General features: G+C 57.9%; 17 protein-coding genes and 1 tRNA gene. 2 read left to right on the forward strand and 16 right to left on the reverse strand.

All coding sequences use genetic code 11. The features are described 5' to 3' along the window. Positions 1-202: 202 nt before the first annotated feature. From ACM6G4_RS16675 to ACM6G4_RS16710, 8 genes are all read right to left on the reverse strand, one after another. The gene (locus ACM6G4_RS16675) at positions 203-412 is read right to left on the reverse strand and encodes a hypothetical protein (protein ID WP_414914142.1); all 210 of its coding nucleotides are present in this window, start codon (positions 410-412) and stop codon (positions 203-205) included. 463 nt (positions 413-875) lie between these two features. After that, positions 876-951, reverse strand: a tRNA-Thr gene (locus ACM6G4_RS16680). 78 nt (positions 952-1,029) lie between these two features. Beyond that, positions 1,030-1,854, reverse strand: a complete 825-nt coding sequence (locus ACM6G4_RS16685) for an FkbM family methyltransferase (RefSeq protein ID WP_414914143.1) — start codon at positions 1,852-1,854, stop codon at positions 1,030-1,032. Positions 1,855-2,197: 343 nt separating this feature from the next. After that, positions 2,198-3,427, reverse strand: a complete 1,230-nt coding sequence (locus tag ACM6G4_RS16690; protein ID WP_414914144.1) for a methyltransferase — start codon at positions 3,425-3,427, stop codon at positions 2,198-2,200. Next, positions 3,408-4,097 carry an ABC transporter permease gene (locus tag ACM6G4_RS16695; RefSeq protein WP_056725836.1) on the reverse strand — a complete coding sequence of 230 codons (690 nt, stop codon included), beginning with the start codon at positions 4,095-4,097 and terminating at the stop codon, positions 3,408-3,410. The genes ACM6G4_RS16690 and ACM6G4_RS16695 overlap by 20 nt, the downstream gene beginning before the upstream one ends. Next, positions 4,094-4,789, reverse strand: a complete 696-nt coding sequence (locus ACM6G4_RS16700) for an ABC transporter permease (protein ID WP_056725834.1) — start codon at positions 4,787-4,789, stop codon at positions 4,094-4,096. Before ACM6G4_RS16700 ends, ACM6G4_RS16695 begins: the two co-directional genes overlap by 4 nt. A gap of 72 nt (positions 4,790-4,861) precedes the next feature. Further along, positions 4,862-5,611 (reverse strand): ABC transporter substrate-binding protein, encoded by a 750-nt coding sequence (locus ACM6G4_RS16705; protein ID WP_015093061.1) that lies wholly within the window; start codon positions 5,609-5,611, stop codon positions 4,862-4,864. Between the two features lie 13 nt (positions 5,612-5,624). Further along, positions 5,625-6,398 (reverse strand): ABC transporter ATP-binding protein, encoded by a 774-nt coding sequence (locus ACM6G4_RS16710; RefSeq protein WP_007972784.1) that lies wholly within the window; start codon positions 6,396-6,398, stop codon positions 5,625-5,627. A gap of 564 nt (positions 6,399-6,962) precedes the next feature. On the opposite strand from ACM6G4_RS16710, the gene gabP reads away from it, so the two are divergent. Next, positions 6,963-8,354 (forward strand): GABA permease, encoded by a 1,392-nt coding sequence (gabP, locus tag ACM6G4_RS16715; RefSeq protein ID WP_056725832.1) that lies wholly within the window; start codon positions 6,963-6,965, stop codon positions 8,352-8,354. Positions 8,355-8,431: 77 nt separating this feature from the next. On the opposite strand, the gene vapC is transcribed toward gabP, so the two are convergent. The 6 genes from vapC to ACM6G4_RS16745 all read right to left on the reverse strand — a co-directional run bounded on the left by vapC (position 8,432) and on the right by ACM6G4_RS16745 (position 12,011). Beyond that, on the reverse strand, positions 8,432-8,839 hold the full coding sequence (gene vapC, locus ACM6G4_RS16720) for a type II toxin-antitoxin system tRNA(fMet)-specific endonuclease VapC (RefSeq protein WP_414914145.1): 408 nt from the start codon (positions 8,837-8,839) through the stop codon (positions 8,432-8,434). Further along, positions 8,839-9,069, reverse strand: coding sequence for a type II toxin-antitoxin system VapB family antitoxin (gene vapB / locus ACM6G4_RS16725; RefSeq protein ID WP_056725827.1), 231 nt, complete (start codon positions 9,067-9,069; stop codon positions 8,839-8,841). The genes vapC and vapB overlap by 1 nt, the downstream gene beginning before the upstream one ends. A gap of 167 nt (positions 9,070-9,236) precedes the next feature. Beyond that, the gene (locus ACM6G4_RS16730; RefSeq protein ID WP_414914146.1) at positions 9,237-9,686 is read right to left on the reverse strand and encodes a hypothetical protein; all 450 of its coding nucleotides are present in this window, start codon (positions 9,684-9,686) and stop codon (positions 9,237-9,239) included. A gap of 7 nt (positions 9,687-9,693) precedes the next feature. Continuing rightward, positions 9,694-10,110, reverse strand: a complete 417-nt coding sequence (locus ACM6G4_RS16735) for a hypothetical protein (protein ID WP_008046520.1) — start codon at positions 10,108-10,110, stop codon at positions 9,694-9,696. 108 nt (positions 10,111-10,218) lie between these two features. Then, a complete protein-coding gene (locus tag ACM6G4_RS16740) occupies positions 10,219-11,193 on the reverse strand; it encodes an alpha/beta fold hydrolase (RefSeq protein ID WP_414914147.1) in 975 nt (324 codons plus the stop codon). Positions 11,194-11,261: 68 nt separating this feature from the next. Beyond that, positions 11,262-12,011 (reverse strand): DUF1016 N-terminal domain-containing protein, encoded by a 750-nt coding sequence (locus ACM6G4_RS16745; protein ID WP_414914148.1) that lies wholly within the window; start codon positions 12,009-12,011, stop codon positions 11,262-11,264. 253 nt (positions 12,012-12,264) lie between these two features. On the opposite strand from ACM6G4_RS16745, the gene ACM6G4_RS16750 reads away from it, so the two are divergent. Next, positions 12,265-12,714, forward strand: a complete 450-nt coding sequence (locus ACM6G4_RS16750; RefSeq protein WP_414914149.1) for a carboxypeptidase regulatory-like domain-containing protein — start codon at positions 12,265-12,267, stop codon at positions 12,712-12,714. A gap of 123 nt (positions 12,715-12,837) precedes the next feature. On the opposite strand, the gene ACM6G4_RS16755 is transcribed toward ACM6G4_RS16750, so the two are convergent. Together ACM6G4_RS16755 and ACM6G4_RS16760 are read right to left on the reverse strand one after the other, a co-directional pair. Further along, a complete protein-coding gene (locus tag ACM6G4_RS16755; RefSeq protein ID WP_409079115.1) occupies positions 12,838-13,629 on the reverse strand; it encodes a TSUP family transporter in 792 nt (263 codons plus the stop codon). 41 nt (positions 13,630-13,670) lie between these two features. After that, complete coding sequence (locus tag ACM6G4_RS16760; protein ID WP_414914150.1) at positions 13,671-14,750, reverse strand: hypothetical protein; 1,080 nt, start codon at positions 14,748-14,750, stop codon at positions 13,671-13,673. Positions 14,751-14,847: the final 97 nt, after the last annotated feature.

Raw genomic sequence — 14,847 nt, forward strand, 5'->3', positions numbered from 1 at the left:
GTTGCCGTCGCCAAGTATCTTTTGTTCAAAGACCCCGAAGGGTTTCGCCAAGCACAAAATTGACTTAATCATCCTTCATAAAGGCTGCTGCTGGTGGTTTGCTACGTTCTGGGAGGTGCGTAAGGGATGTTTTCGAGCACGCTGATGATGCGGCTGGAGCGAAAACAGCCTCATCGGATGTTTTCGCTCCAGCTGGTTACATTCACTCCGGCGTCATCATCACCGCAAGCGCCACCTTGATGAACTCTTCGTTCTTGTCGATCGTTTGAAGGGCACCGCGGATATTGTTGCCTACTTCAGTCGCACCGCGCTGCTCAACCCAAAGCGTGAGCTCCATGATGGCAGCCTCCAGAGCGAGTTGGTTTTGGTTAATTTTGAAGAGTAAGGACGGGAGCAGGTCTGAGTTCAGCATTGTGTTTCCTCCGTGGAGAGGAAAGCGTAGCAGTGCGTTTTATCGCTTGGATGGGCGAATTGCCCTTGCTATTTCCTTCGCGCGTGCGTACGCGCGCGTACTGCTCCTAAAAGTCCGGACTTTTAGGCCTTCCTGTCTAACTAAATGGCTCGATGGTGGAAACTGTCGGTAACGCAGGTCGCAAGCCTTTTTAAGGCTCAGAGAATCGCCACTCGCCGCGGCCCAAAGTTTCCTAGCAGGGCTCGTCAGATCGCTAAGCACGAAAGACTGGTCGAATAGAACACCGTACGGGCCGCTGCAATCGAAGTTTCGCGACCGTACGCGCGCGTAACGCGACTTCCGAGAGTCTGAAAGCGGAAAAACGACTGGTCGATATCGCTGAAGATTTACCGAAAACGTAACCCCGGTGTAACCCCGGATCAAAAACGAAAAAGGCCCGCATTGCTGCGAGCCTTATTCTATATGGTGCCGGCACCAGGAATCGAACCCGGGACCTACTGATTACAAGTCAGTTGCTCTACCATCTGAGCTATACCGGCGTGTCAGGGCGACGATTATAGCGATTGGCTGGCTTCTGTAAACCCCTGAATTCTGACTATTTTTACACGAGCTTCAGGTCAGGTGCGCAGCAGGGTTTTCTTGAGTTTCTGGATGGCTTGCCAGGCTCGACTGTTTTGCATCGCGCGCAGCTGTGCTTCGGCCTGTTCGGCGCGTTGCAGGGCGGCGGCGAGTTGGTGTTCGGCGTCGCTGACGGGGTGGCTGAAGTTGTGGCCTTTGCAGAACTGGAACTCGTCCAGGTTGCAAGGCGGGATGTCGAAGGCGGGTTTGAGGTTCAGGTGTTCTTCGGCGAGGTAGTAGGTGTTGATGCCGTCGAACAGGATGGAGTGGTAGCCGGCGTCGGTGACCAGGGTTTCCCAAGTCTGGTCGCGGGCCCAGGGGGTTTCGATGAGGATCACCCATGGCCGCCATTGGCTGAAGTCCATGCCGCGCAGGACGGTTTCTTCGTGGCCTTCGACGTCGATTTTCAGGAAATGGATATCGCGGTCCCGGGCGTGTTCTTCGCAGATGGAGCTCAGGGTGCGGGACTTGATCGTTTGGCTGCGCACGTCCATGCCGGCGTCTTTGTGCAATTTCGCCATCGCCGGATCGAGGGTCGAGAGGCCGGTGCCGGCGATGCCGTAGAAGGTCAGGTCGTCAGCACTTTCCCCGGCCGCGCATTGCAGGTTGGTGTCTTTGGGACGTTGCTGGCACAGGGCTTCGTAGTAGTTGGGCATCGGTTCGACGTTGATGCCGGTCCAGCCATGGTCATAGAACGCCTTGGTGACTGAGTCATGGGTGGGGTGGTTTGCCCCGACGTCGATGTAGAAGCCGTTCTCAACGGTTTTGAGGGCGCGCCACAGGCGTATGTCTTCGAAATTCTGTGCGTAGGAAATGAACGTCACTGGGGCATCCTGTCGGAGGAATGTTCTTGTTTGTGGCCGCGCTGCCGGCGCCCTTGCGTGTGTGTATATCAAGAGTAATGAAAGGGTGCAATTTCCCCTGTCTACGGTCCGGGATTAGGCGTTTATGTCGTTTTGATTAAATGCTTATGCACAATGCGATTGGCAGCGCACCGGGTTTAGGCCGAATTTGTGGATCTGTTCTCATTTGTCCGCAAATGCCTGTTTTTTCGATTTTTTATTCGGGTGTACAAAAAATGAACAGTGTGGATTTAGCCCTGAAACCTGCATGGATATTGGATCCACGATAATTCCATCAACAGAGTTATCCACAGGTCGGATGCGTTTAGGCGCGTTCGGCCAGGAGCAGGAAATTACGCGGCGTGAGTGGGGTTTCGCAGAAGGTGCCGACGCGGACGCTGTAGCCCCGCTCGGCGAGGAAAAGTGCCCGATCAAGGACCAGCCAAAGCTCCAGCGGGCGTCGGAAAAGTCCGCGCAGTAGTTCAAGGTTGCGCACTTCGGCCAGTCGTTGCCAACCGGCGGCTTCGAGGGCTGGCCAATTTTGCGGGCCGATTGTGGATAACTCTTTGAGTGCGGCCAGGTGATGGCAGTAATCGGCGAAGGGTTTGTCCAGCCAGGTGCTGGGCAGGGAAGGGGTTGGCAGGTACTCGTCCAGGCCGCGCAGTTGCCGTTGCAGCAAGTCGAAGCCCAGGCGCCGGGCCATGGAGGTGTCGCGTTGACGTCGCACGCGGGTACCGGCGGTAACGGTTTCGCTCATGGGCAGCGCGAGGTCGTCGAGGGAAAGCTGTAGGCCGGAGCCATTGGCGGCCGAGGAAATCGGCGAGTATTGGGCAAGACTGATTCGGTTGTAGCAGCACGGAGCAATGGCGAGCTGTTTGCAGCCTGTGGCGCTGGCGAGTTGAATCAACCGCACATGCAAATCACCACAGGCGTGAAGCGCGACGGGCGTGTGATACGCACGCAGTAGACAAGCGGCGTCTGCCGCGAGCACATCCTGTTCTATATGCAGCGCATGCAGGTGATGGCGCTGGCTGAGTGCCTGGCCGCTGGTGACCAGTGCCGGGTCGTATTCCAGGCATGTCAGTTGTTGCCCCGGTTGCAGCAGGCGGCGGCCCAGATGCCCCTTGCCTGAGCACCAGTCCAGCCAATGCTGCGGTACCTCGGAAAACTGCAAGCGACTGGCGAAGGCTTCGATCTGCTGCCATTTGCGCCCCGGTACATCGACGTTCAATCGATGGCCGGCCGCTTCGAGCATGCGCGCGGGCAATTCATCCACGGCACTCAAGGCAACGGACATTGTTGCCAGGCAAGCAAAGGGTTCGGGTGCATTCAGGAGGGCGGGTTGGTTGTGAGCGTTTTCCGCGTCTTCCAGCGTTCGCTCGCGTAGCCATGCGGCCAGCTCCGGGTAGGACGCTTCCCAAGGCAGCTGTAGATGAGTGAACGGCCGAGGTTTCCACAGTGCCTGATGCTCTGTCAGAAAAGCATCCAGCGCAGTGAAACGGGCGAGCAGGGCCTCGCCCGTCAACACGCCGGTATCAACGCCCTTGGCAGGCATCGACGCGCAACCAGCGCTCCAGCAGCTTGAAGCCACGCACCAGCACGTAAGCCATTACCAGGTAGAACATGCCCGCGGCGAAGAAGATCTCCACCGGCAGGTAGGTCCGGGCAATGATGGTGCGGGCCATGCCGGTCAGTTCCAGCAGGGTCACGGTGCTGGCCAGGGCGCTGGCCTTGAGCATCAGGATCACTTCGTTGCTGTAGGCCGGCAGGCCGATGCGCGCGGCGCGCGGCAGGATGATGTAGAACAGTGCCTTGGGCCTGGACATGCCGAGCGCCCGTGCCGCTTCGATCTCGCCCGGTGGAATCGCCTGGATGGCGCCCCGCAGGATTTCCGCAATGTAGGCCGCGGTGTGCAGGGTCATGGTCGCCGTGGCGCACCAGAACGGATCGCGCAGGTACGGCCACATCGAACTGTTACGGACCGCGTCGAACTGCGCCAGGCCGTAGTAGACCAGGAACAGCTGGACCAGCAACGGCGTGCCACGGAAAAAGAAAATGTAGCCGTAGGGAAATGCCCGCACCCACCACAGGCGCGACGAGCGGGCGATGCCCAGTGGGATGGCCAGCAGCAAACCGGCGATCACGGCGATGGCCACCAGCTCGAGGGTCAGGGTTGCGCCTTGGGCCAGTTTCGGCAGCCACTTGATGATGACTTCCCAGTTCATTGGGTGCTCCTCGCGAAGCCGCGAGCGGCACGTTTTTCCAGCAAGTGCATGCCGGTCATCGCCAGCACCGTCAGGCTCAGGTACATGAACGCAGCCACCATATAGAAGGTGAACGGCTGTTTGGAGACGGTTACGCCGATTTGTGCGTGACGCATGATTTCTTCCAGGCCGATCACCGACACCAGCGCGGTGTCCTTCATCAGGATCATGAACAGATTGCCCAGGCCGGGCAGGGCGATGCGCCACATCTGCGGCATGATCAGCTTGGTGAAGATGCGCCACTTCGACAGGCCCAGGGCCACGCCGGCTTCACGATGGCCTTTGGGAATGGCGAGGATCGCGCCGCGAAACACTTCCGTGGCGTAGGCGCCGAAGCACAGGCCCAGCGCAATCACGCCGGCGGCGAAGGCGTTGAGTTCAAGGTCGGGGTTGCCGAAGAACTCGCCCAAGGCACGCATCAGGTTGACCGTGCCGAAGTAGATCAACAGCACCCAGAGCAATTCCGGGATGCCGCGAACCAGGGTCGAGTAAGTACCGCCAAGCCATTGCAGCGGCTTGTACGGGGAAGTCTTGGCCAAGGCGCCGAGCAGACCGAGTACCAGCCCCAGGCACAGGGCCGAGAGTGCCAGTTTCACAGTCATCAGCGCGCCAGCGGCGAGCGCCGGGCCGAATCCGTAGAGGTCGATAATCATGGATTTCTTTTCAAATCGCGGCAGGCAAGGCCGAGAACCGGCGCCATCAGGCGCCGGTCAGGCAGGTCAGTATCAATAGATGCTGAACGGGAAGTACTTGTCGTTGATCTTCTTGTAGGTGCCGTCAGCGACGATTTCTTTGAGCGCGGTGTTCAGCTTCTCGCGGATCGGGTCCTTCTTGCGCACGGCAATACCGATCTTGTCGCTTTCTTCCACCGGGTCGCCCTTGAACTCGTAGCTACGGCCAGCGTCGCTTTTCAGCCATTCGTAGTTGACGTACTTGTCGGCCAGGATGCCGTCCAGGCGGCCGGAAGTCAGGTCGAGGTAGGCGTTTTCCTGGGTGTCGTAGAGCTTGATGGTGATGTCGTCACCATAGTTGTCTTCCAGGAAGGTGCCGGCCAGGGTCGCGCGCTGGGCGCCGATGATCTTGCCTTTGAGCGCCGCCTTGTCGGTTTTGAAGTCGATGTCTTTCTTGGCGATGAACTGCAGCTTGTTGGAGTAGTACGGGTCGGTGAAGTCCACCGCTTGCTTGCGCTCGTCGGTGATCGACATCGAGGAGATCAGGAAGTCGAACTTCTTGGCGTTCAGGGCCGGGATGATGCCGTCCCAGTCGGAGGTCACGACGGTGCACTCGACTTTCATCTTGGCGCACAGGGCGTCGCCGATCTCTTTGTCGAAGCCGACGACATTGCCACTGGCATCTTTATTGTTGAACGGCGGGTAAGCCGCTTCGATGCCCATCTTCAGGGTTTCGGCCATGGCACCGGCGCTGAACGCCAGGGTGACGGCGGCAGCCAGGAAGACCTTTTTGTAGTTCTGCATGTGGGTAGCTCCGTTAGCGGTTGCTGGACATGAATTGTTTGCAGCGCGCCGAAAGCGGGTTTTCGAACACCTGCTGTGGCGATCCTTGCTCTTCTACCAGGCCCTGGTGGAGGAACACCACTTCGCTGGAGACCTGACGGGCGAAGCCCATTTCGTGGGTTACGAGCAGCATGGTGCGGCCTTCTTCGGCCAGCGCGCGGATGACATTAAGTACTTCCTGGACCATTTCCGGGTCAAGCGCCGAGGTCGGCTCGTCGAACAGGATGACCTTGGGCTGCATGGCCAGGGTGCGGGCGATGGCCGCCCGTTGTTGCTGGCCGCCGGACAACTGCGCCGGGTACGCGTGGCGCTTGTCGGCGATACCGACCTTGGCCAGCAGGGCTTCGGCCACTTCGATGGCTTCGGCCTTGCTCTGGCCGAGTACGCGGCGCGGGGCTTCGATGATGTTGTCGAGCACGCTCATGTGCGGCCACAGATTAAAGTTTTGAAATACAAAACCGATTTCGCTGCGCAGGCGATTGATCTGCTTGCCGTCGGCGGCCACCAGTTCACCGTTCTTCGCGGCCTTGAGCTTGAGTTCTTCGCCGGCGACCAGGATCTGGCCCTGGTGCGGATTTTCCAGCAGGTTGATGCACCGCAGGAACGTGGACTTGCCGGAGCCGGAGGAACCCAGGATCGAGATCACGTCGCCGTCGCGGGCGGTCAGCGAGATGCCTTTGAGCACCTCCAGCGAACCATAGCGTTTGTGCAAGTTGCGGATTTCAAGCGCGGGCGTGGCCTCAGCCATGTGCGTTCCTCATATATGTTGCGCTCCTGCTGTTGGCGGCCTTCCTGGCGAGGCGGCCAACCTAGCATAGCGTTTCAATGGCAGCCAACAGCGCTACGGACGGTAAACGGCTGGTGCGTGGCAGGTTGTCGCATCGGCGCAGCAGACTGTCGCCCCATCAACAACCGAACAGCCGTTTGAACCTTGCCTGTCGATAAAAAGCGCGGTGGCTGCCGCAAAAAAAGGCGCGATGTTGCCAGCTTTGGCAGGGTGTTGGAAGCGCTATCCGGCCAAATGCACCGCTTGTGCACTTTTAATGTGCGCGGAGCCATTTTCAGGTGTGTTTCCGGTGCGCTGATTCACCCCACAAAGTGGGTGGCAGGGTAACGTTCTGGCAAAGTGCCATTGAATTCAATGGGTTGCGATGACTGTCCGGTCGGGGTGAGATCGCCGGGTTAGAGGGTTTTGAAATATTTTGGCGCAATTATTGCGTGCAGAATCCAGAACGCCCTGTTGGCTTCTTTTTACGAGAAGGTTCGCCGAACGGGATGCACGCATTCGCTTCTCCTTACAAAGGTAGTTTTAATGAGCAGTACCCAAAGCTCTAGTGGCCTCGAACAGGGGCTCAAACCGCGCCACGTGACCATGCTGTCGATTGCCGGGGTTATCGGCGCCGGCTTGTTCGTTGGCTCGGGTCACGCCATCGCCGCTGCAGGTCCGGCTGTTCTGTTGGCTTACGCCGCCGCCGGCATGTTGGTGGTGCTGGTGATGCGCATGCTCGGCGAAATGGCCGTTGCCTCGCCGGACACCGGTTCGTTTTCGACTTACGCCGACCGTGCGATCGGTCACTGGGCCGGATTCACCATCGGCTGGCTCTACTGGTGGTTCTGGGTGCTGGTAATTCCGCTGGAAGCCAACGCCGCTGCGACCATCCTGCATGCCTGGTTCCCTGGCGTGGACATCTGGGCCTTCGCCCTGGTCATCACGATGCTGCTGACCGTGACCAACCTGTTCAGCGTAAAGAACTACGGTGAGTTCGAGTTCTGGTTCGCCCTGATCAAAGTGCTGGCCATCATTGGTTTCATTGTTCTGGGCCTCATGGCGATCTTCGGCTTCCTGCCGGGCAGCCAGGTCAGCGGTGTTTCGCACCTGTTCGACACCCAGGGCTTCCTGCCAAATGGCATGGGCGCAGTGTTGGGTGCGATCCTGACCACCATGTTCTCCTTCATGGGCACCGAGATCGTGACCATCGCGGCCGCCGAATCGAAAGATCCGGGCAAGCAAATCTCCAAGGCCACCAACTCGGTGATCTGGCGGATCGGCTTGTTCTACCTCGTGTCGATCTTCATCGTTGTGGCCCTGGTGCCATGGAACGACCCGATCCTGGCCAGCGTTGGTTCTTACCAGACTGTGCTTGAACGCATGGGCATCCCGAACGCCAAGATGATCGTCGACATTGTGGTACTGGTTGCCGTGACCAGCTGCCTGAACTCGGCGCTCTACACGTCGTCGCGCATGATGTTTTCCCTGGGCAAGCGCGGCGATGCGCCGGCGATGTCCACGCGCACCAACAAAAGTGGCACGCCTTACTGGGCGGTGATGCTGTCCACCGGCGCTGCGTTCCTGGCAACATTCGCCAACTACGTGGCTCCGGCTGCGGTGTTCGAATTCCTGCTGGCCAGTTCCGGCGCCATCGCACTGCTGGTGTACCTGGTGATTGCGATTTCGCAACTGCGCATGCGTAAGCAGCGTATCGCGCGCGGCGAGAAAATCGCCTTCAGCATGTGGTTGTTCCCGGGCCTGACCTACGCGGTGATCGTCTTCATCGTCGCGGCCCTGACCATCATGCTGTTCCAGGATGCCCATCGCGTGGAAATTCTTGCGACCGGCTTGCTCAGTGCCCTGGTGGTAGCGACCGGCTTGCTGGTGGCTCGCCGCCGCAAGCTGGAAAAACGCGGCGCGGTAGTGCTGAACTGATCCATACCGCGTAATGCAAAACGGCCGCTGTCAGTGATGACAAGCGGCCGTTTTTGTTTCTGTTGATTGTCATGTGTTCAGTCGACATGAGCCCAGTCTTCTACGCGTAACCCTGGAACTCGCTCAAACTCCCGCGGGTTGTTGGTGACCACGATAAACCCGCGTGAGCGTGCGTGCCCCGCGATCATCTGGTCGTACGGGCCTATGGGTTTGCCTGCCTTTGCCAGCTCGGATCGAATCATTCCGGTGTGTGCTGCTGCTTCGTTGTCGAAGGGCAGGACTTCAAGTCGGGCGGCGAAGCCCTCGATGACCGCCAGGTTTTTTTCGGGCGCTGCTGATTTTTCCGCGCCGTAGATCAGCTCCATCAGCGTAACCGCACTGATGCACAGTTGGCCGTGATGACGGTTGAACGCCTCCCGTACCACCTGTGGTTTGTTCTTGATGGTGAAGATGCAGATGTTGGTATCGAGCATGTACTTGATCATCAGAACGACTCACGCTCCTGATCGGCGGGTTGCTCGCGATCGGTCATGAAGTCTGCCGTGATGCTTTCGCCATCGAACCAACTGTCCCAGGTTTCACCGGCGGGCGTGATGATTCGGCTTCGACCTACGGCGACGACGTCGACTCGTTTCACGTCGCTTGGCATGGCTACAGCTTTCGGCAGGCGAACGGCCTGGCTTCGATTGCTCATGAAAAGGGTTGTCTGTTCCATTTGGACCTCCTGCGCTTTTGCTGGTGCGATGAGCCCAAAGGATAGGTTTTGTGTTGGATATGTCAATGGGATATACGTGGTGCCTGACGGAAGGAATGCGCTCGATCAGAGCCAAAAAAGGCCGCTGTCAGTGATGACAAGCGGCCGTTTTTGTTTGGGCGTAACCCTTACTCGGCTTTTTCTTCCGGCGCTTCCAGCGACTCGCGGTAGACATCCAGCGCAGCGCCGAAATCGGCGATGAACTGTGGCTCGCTCAGCCATGCCTGGGCGGCGTCGCGGTCCATGCCGTCGGCCCACATGCGGTAGTCGATCAGCATGTCGGCGGCCAGGTGGGTGGCGGCCATGCCTTCGTCGTCGGCGTTTTCCATGTCCAGCAGTTCTGGATGGTCGATGATGATAAAGGCCAGGTTCGTCAGCAGCACCGAGAGCATTTCGCTACGACTGACGGCTTCCGCGTCGCGCATTTTGCTGAACATCGCCAGGGTGTATTGCGGGATGGGCTCGCCGAACTCGGGCAGGTCCTGATCCACGATGGATTTTCTGCCGACCATGCGGATCTGCTTGGCTTTGGCTTTTGCGCGCTTGGCGCGTTTTTGTTGCTTGTTCAGGGAGGCCATGGGGAACTCAGTTCGGTTTCTGTTGGGTTTGCGCGGCAATGGCGTCGGACGCCGCCACGTAGTCGGCCTGAAAGGCCGGTGATTCGATCCACGCCAGGGCGCCGGCTTCGTCGGTTTCGGCCGACCATTGGCGATATTCGATCAGAGCAGCGAGGATGAAGTCTGTCGCTGTTTCCTCGCCTTCCTGTTCCAGTACCAGTGCGATAAGCGGATGTTCCAGAAAGGCCGCGCACATGGCCTGCTGGCTGATCTTTTGTGCGTCGATCATCTCTTTGAACATGTCGGTCAGGTCCACCGACTCGAAGTCGATGCGATCGTCGTTCGGGTCCAGTTCCACCGGCGCGGCTGCCCGCTGGGTGCGGTTCTGCTTGGCCTTGGCCTTGGCGCGGGAGGCGCGTTTTTGCTGCTTGTTGGCGGAGGCCATGGGCGTCGTTCCGTATTCGTTGAAGGGGCAAAGGGCCTAGGGGGCGTTCTCAATTAGTTTTCCCGTCAGCAGACCCGGCGCGGCGTGAAAACTAATTGAGAACGCCCCCTAACTGCGTGGCACTCGCCGCCCGGGGGTATCGGGGGCCAGTTCGCCGTTTTGCAGCCAGGCCAATGCAATGGGCCATAGTGTGGCTTGGTATGCGCTACGAAAAAAGGCGAAATGTCCGACTTCTTCTTCGCCGATGTCTTCGGGATGGATGCGCAGGTGAGAGTTTGAGCTGCCGGTGAAGTAGTCAAGCAGGCGCTCGATGGCAGGGACCGTGCCGTATGGATCGTCGCTGATGCTGATGGCCAGGGTTTGCGCGGTGACGTTGGCAAAGGGCAACTGCCCGGTGGTTTTGCTGATTGTGCGGCCGCTGGCGCGTTTCTCGTAACGGGCAGTGGAGAGACTCCAGTCACGGACCACGCCAGCAGGCGTGTCTTCCAGCCAGCCAAGGCGTTTGCCCGGAAAGTAGCCGTAGATCATCGTCACCAGTGGCATCAGCACATGCCACTTGCCGAACATGCGCCAGCGATGGGCCGGCGCATAGTCGCGCCAGTAGGCGAATTGCGCACCGACCGTCACCAGGCGGCGGATCAGGTGCCCGGACGCCCCCAGGCCCGCTGCACAGCCGCCAAAGCTGTGGCCGACCACATCGACAGGCTGCCCCGGGAACTCACGCTGTGCGCGCTTGAGCATCGCTTCGAAATCCAGCGCTCCCCAATCGGTCCACGAGGCTTGAAGCCCCTTGAGCGATGCCGGACGCGACTCGCCGATGCCGCGGTAGTCATAGGTGATGACATCGAAGCCGTGGGCGAACAGGTAGTCGGCAAAACGTGAGTAATGCCGGCAACGGACTGACGTGGCGGCATTGATGATCACTACCGGACGAGCGGCGTCTTGAGATGCGTGTCGCCAGGTGAAGCCACCGAGGATGAAGCCGTCCGCGGCGGTTTCCTTGAACGGCTTGCCAGGGATGGTATCCGGCCGCGGCAGCCCGATGCGCGTGGGGGCCAGTGGAGGCGTGTCCTGCAAATTCATCGGCGTCAGTCCTTTGCGGGTAGCTGCCAACGATAGTCTTGATGCCGTTGATGGACAATCCGTTCGATTCAACGCGGTTGTTGATTGGTCAAGCGCTCTTCAAGTGCTGCTCGCTCCCGATCCAGTGCATCACGCAGTTCCTCTTCACTCGGCAGGACAAGCTTGTACTTGCTGGCCAGCAATTGTTCGATCAGCGCTTGTTCGATCTCGCTTTCCTGAAGCTTGCCGGCATTGGGTAAACCAAGAAACTCCAGTACCACCGGATCACGGATGAAATCCCGAGGGCTGGCCTTCATGTTTTGAATGTGGGTGGCGGCCTCCTGCTTGACGCTGCCGCGATCGCGACTCGCCAGCAGGCGTTCGTAGTACAGCGTATTGATCTGGCGCTCCAGCGCTCGGCTTGACCAGTTTTGGGTGGCTGATTCGTTCATGTACCAGAGACGAGCGCTGTCGTTGTCGACCCGAAGCAGGTGGCGGTAGTGGGTCCAGCTCAAATCGTGACGCAGTGCGTCACGAATTGGAAAGGCTTGATAGAACAGACGCATATACCGAAGGTTGGACGCGTCAAATCCCTTTCCGAACTCCGCAGTTAGCACTTTGGCCAAGGTCGATAGTAACTCTTTGCCATACCTGGCCCGTCGCGCGCCGTTCTGTTCGAACTCAACAATGTGCCGGCCAATCTGCCAGCAGGTTTGCACTTGCACGGTATCGACCGCCCGAAGCACTTTCTGACGTGCCTGATGGATCAATTTACCAAGGTTGCCAAGCAGTGATGCCAGATGTGGGTCGTGAGTGTCGCTGGGGGTGGGGGTTGTCATGAGGTCTTCCGCAGCAGGTTGAACAGCGAAAGAGAATGACAAGTGTGCACCTTTCGAAGATGCCGGGGATTACTGAAAAACAGACAGGAAATACCGGGTTGTCCGGCAGGACGGGTCTGATGGCAAGCGAGGGTTGAGGAGCAAATGGCGTAGTACGTTTCGTACTCAGGCCAAATCAATCTAAACCCCTCCCTCCGGCTGGAAATCCAAAGAGTGTAACGATTGGGTTCTGCAGAACCCGGGAGTCGTCATCATGAAATACCTCCATACACTCCTGTTGCCCCTCACCGCTGTAGGCATGCTGATGTATCCAGCGATGACACCTGCCGCCAGCCTTGAGCCCATCGACAGCCAGGGGGTGCAGGTGCAAAGCCAGGAACAAAACGGCATCACCTACCTGTCGGGCGGTATCGGCGAGGATGAGTCCAAGGCCATCCAGCAGACCACCGGCTATAACCTGCACATGACATTCTCTGTCGGGACGGGAAATGAATACACTCCAGACGTGAATGTGGTTATTCAGAAAGCCCCGGGGCAGACCGTGTTGACGCTCAATGGCGCCGGCCCGCTGGTCTACGTGAAACTGCCGGCCGGTAAATACACGGTCATAGCGACGCATAACGGCGAAACACGGCAGGAGGTTGCCGATGTTGGCAGTGGTGCAGCCCGTAACCTGGTTTTCCACTGGAATGATGCAAGTTAGCGAGAGGCTGTAAATCAAGAAGCGCAATCAGACCCTGGATCCTGTAATTCAGGGTTTCTTGTATGTGGTGTCATGAACGGCGTACAGACCCGTCTGGGGCGCCGATCATTTTCGACGTGATGATCATAACGACGCCAATGTCTGGATGAGTGCAACGCGTAAAGGGTTGGTTTCTACGCTCAGCAGTTTGATGGCCAACGCGCAGCAGACCACGATCAACATAGGTTTGATCAACCGTGGTCCGACCCGGACAGCGGCCCGTGCACCCAATTGAGCACCGACGAAGGCCGCCAAAGCCATGGCTATGGCTACCGGCCAGATAATCACACCTTTGGTGATAAAGACCGACAGGGAACCGAGATTACATGAGGCGTTGGCAAGTTTGGTAAAGCTCATGGCCCGCATCATGCCCAGGCCGCAGAGCAGTACGAATCCGACGATAAAGAAAGAGCCTACACCGGGGCCAAATATACCGTCGTAGAAGCCCAGAATCGGCGCAACGCTAAACGAAAAAAGCAGAATGCCAATTCTCTTGCGTCGATCTTCATTGGCCAGCTTTGGAGAAAGCGCAAAATAGATGGCTACCAGAATCAGCATGATAGGTACGCAAACTTCCAGGTAGCGCTTATCAATAGAGCTGACCAGCAAGGCTCCACTGGCGCCGCCAATAAATCCGCAGACAACCAGGAAGCGGCCTTCGCGCCACTCGATCATTCCTTTGCGAGCAAAGGTTACCGTTGCCGAAACGGTTGCCGAAGCGGCCTGGAACTTGTTCGTGGCAATCGCACTGATGGGATCCACCCCAGCCAGAAACAGTGCAGGCAAGGTTATTAATCCTCCGCCACCTGCTATTGCATCAAAAAAGCCGGCGCAAAATGCGACGAGCGCTAATAGGCTAATTACATCCCAAGACATTCCGATTCCTCTTTTACAGTTACTGGCAAGTCATCCAAAAGTCAGCCCTGCAGCCTCAGCGGGTCTTCTGAAATAACGATAGGAGACGAAAATTTCGACAGGCCAAAAATGCGAACTAGCACCCGTCTGTTGTCTTGGATGATGTCCCGTCCGTGCAGCGCCCGAACGTTATTGATGAGCACGGCGGACTCTTGCGTCAGCGTGTATTCGATTGGCGTTGCTTCGCGCACACCCTGGCATAGGGCGGCATAGGCCGTTTTGACGAAACGTGAGGCATTGCCGTTAACCGAAAATCGGTATGAGTTGAAACGGGCCGCGAACCCGACGTTGTCATCGAATTCCAGAATTGAAACATTGTGACCATCCTCTCCCTTGCCTCTGACAAAGGAGTCACTGCGGGTGAACTGAAAGCTCCCCGTAGTCAGCGCGAGGCAGTTGGTTATGCCGATTTTTTCGAGTATGGGAGGCAGTGGAATGACTCGTATCGGTTCCAGGCTCGGGTTCCACAAAGCTGAGAGTATCAGCGACGACGGCGAGGGTGAGTGTCCGTCTTTCGCGTTTATGGCGCACCAGTAGGGCGCCTCTGTGTGTGGGCCTAGCGCCAGGCCGGAGTGGGAGCTCAATTCTTTGATGTCCGGCTCTGCAGGGATTCTGGTCAGTCCGCCGCCCTTGAAGTTGGCCACCAGTCGAACCAGTTTTCCGTCATTGTCCATGTCGTAGGCAAAGGCCCTGTTATCTACCAGTTTCAACAGGATCTGATTGCGGGCGGCCAGGCAAAGGACGTCGCTTCGGTTTTCCAGGGAAGTCTGATCTGGTAGTTCATCTGGAGGGCTGGCGTCTGAGATTTTTTGCAACCCATCAAAGATCAATACGGAAACAAGGCCATCGGAATAGGTACTCAACAGTTCGCATTGGTCTTTCGAGAACGAGAACTTCAATTCAATAGCCGCCAAAGCGGCTTTGGACTTGGCTCCCGGTGCCTGTGGCCCACCGATGGCGGCCAGTTCTTCGGCGAATGTGTGAAGCAACGTTGACTGCGGAATATCAAAGCTGAAAGTTCCGATTTCTTGTTCGGTAAAAAGCTCTGCGGTTTCGACGTCTGGTTGAGCGGCGTCAGTCATTTTCTACATCCCTGCTGTGTATCTGCTGCCGGTTATGCGGCAGCTCCTCCTTTAATTCTGCACAAACTGTTAATCGTCGTATGTCATCCATTTCCGT

This window comes from Pseudomonas sp. IT-P258, assembly GCF_949767825.1.
Taxonomy (GTDB): Bacteria; Pseudomonadota; Gammaproteobacteria; order Pseudomonadales; family Pseudomonadaceae; genus Aquipseudomonas; species Aquipseudomonas monachiensis.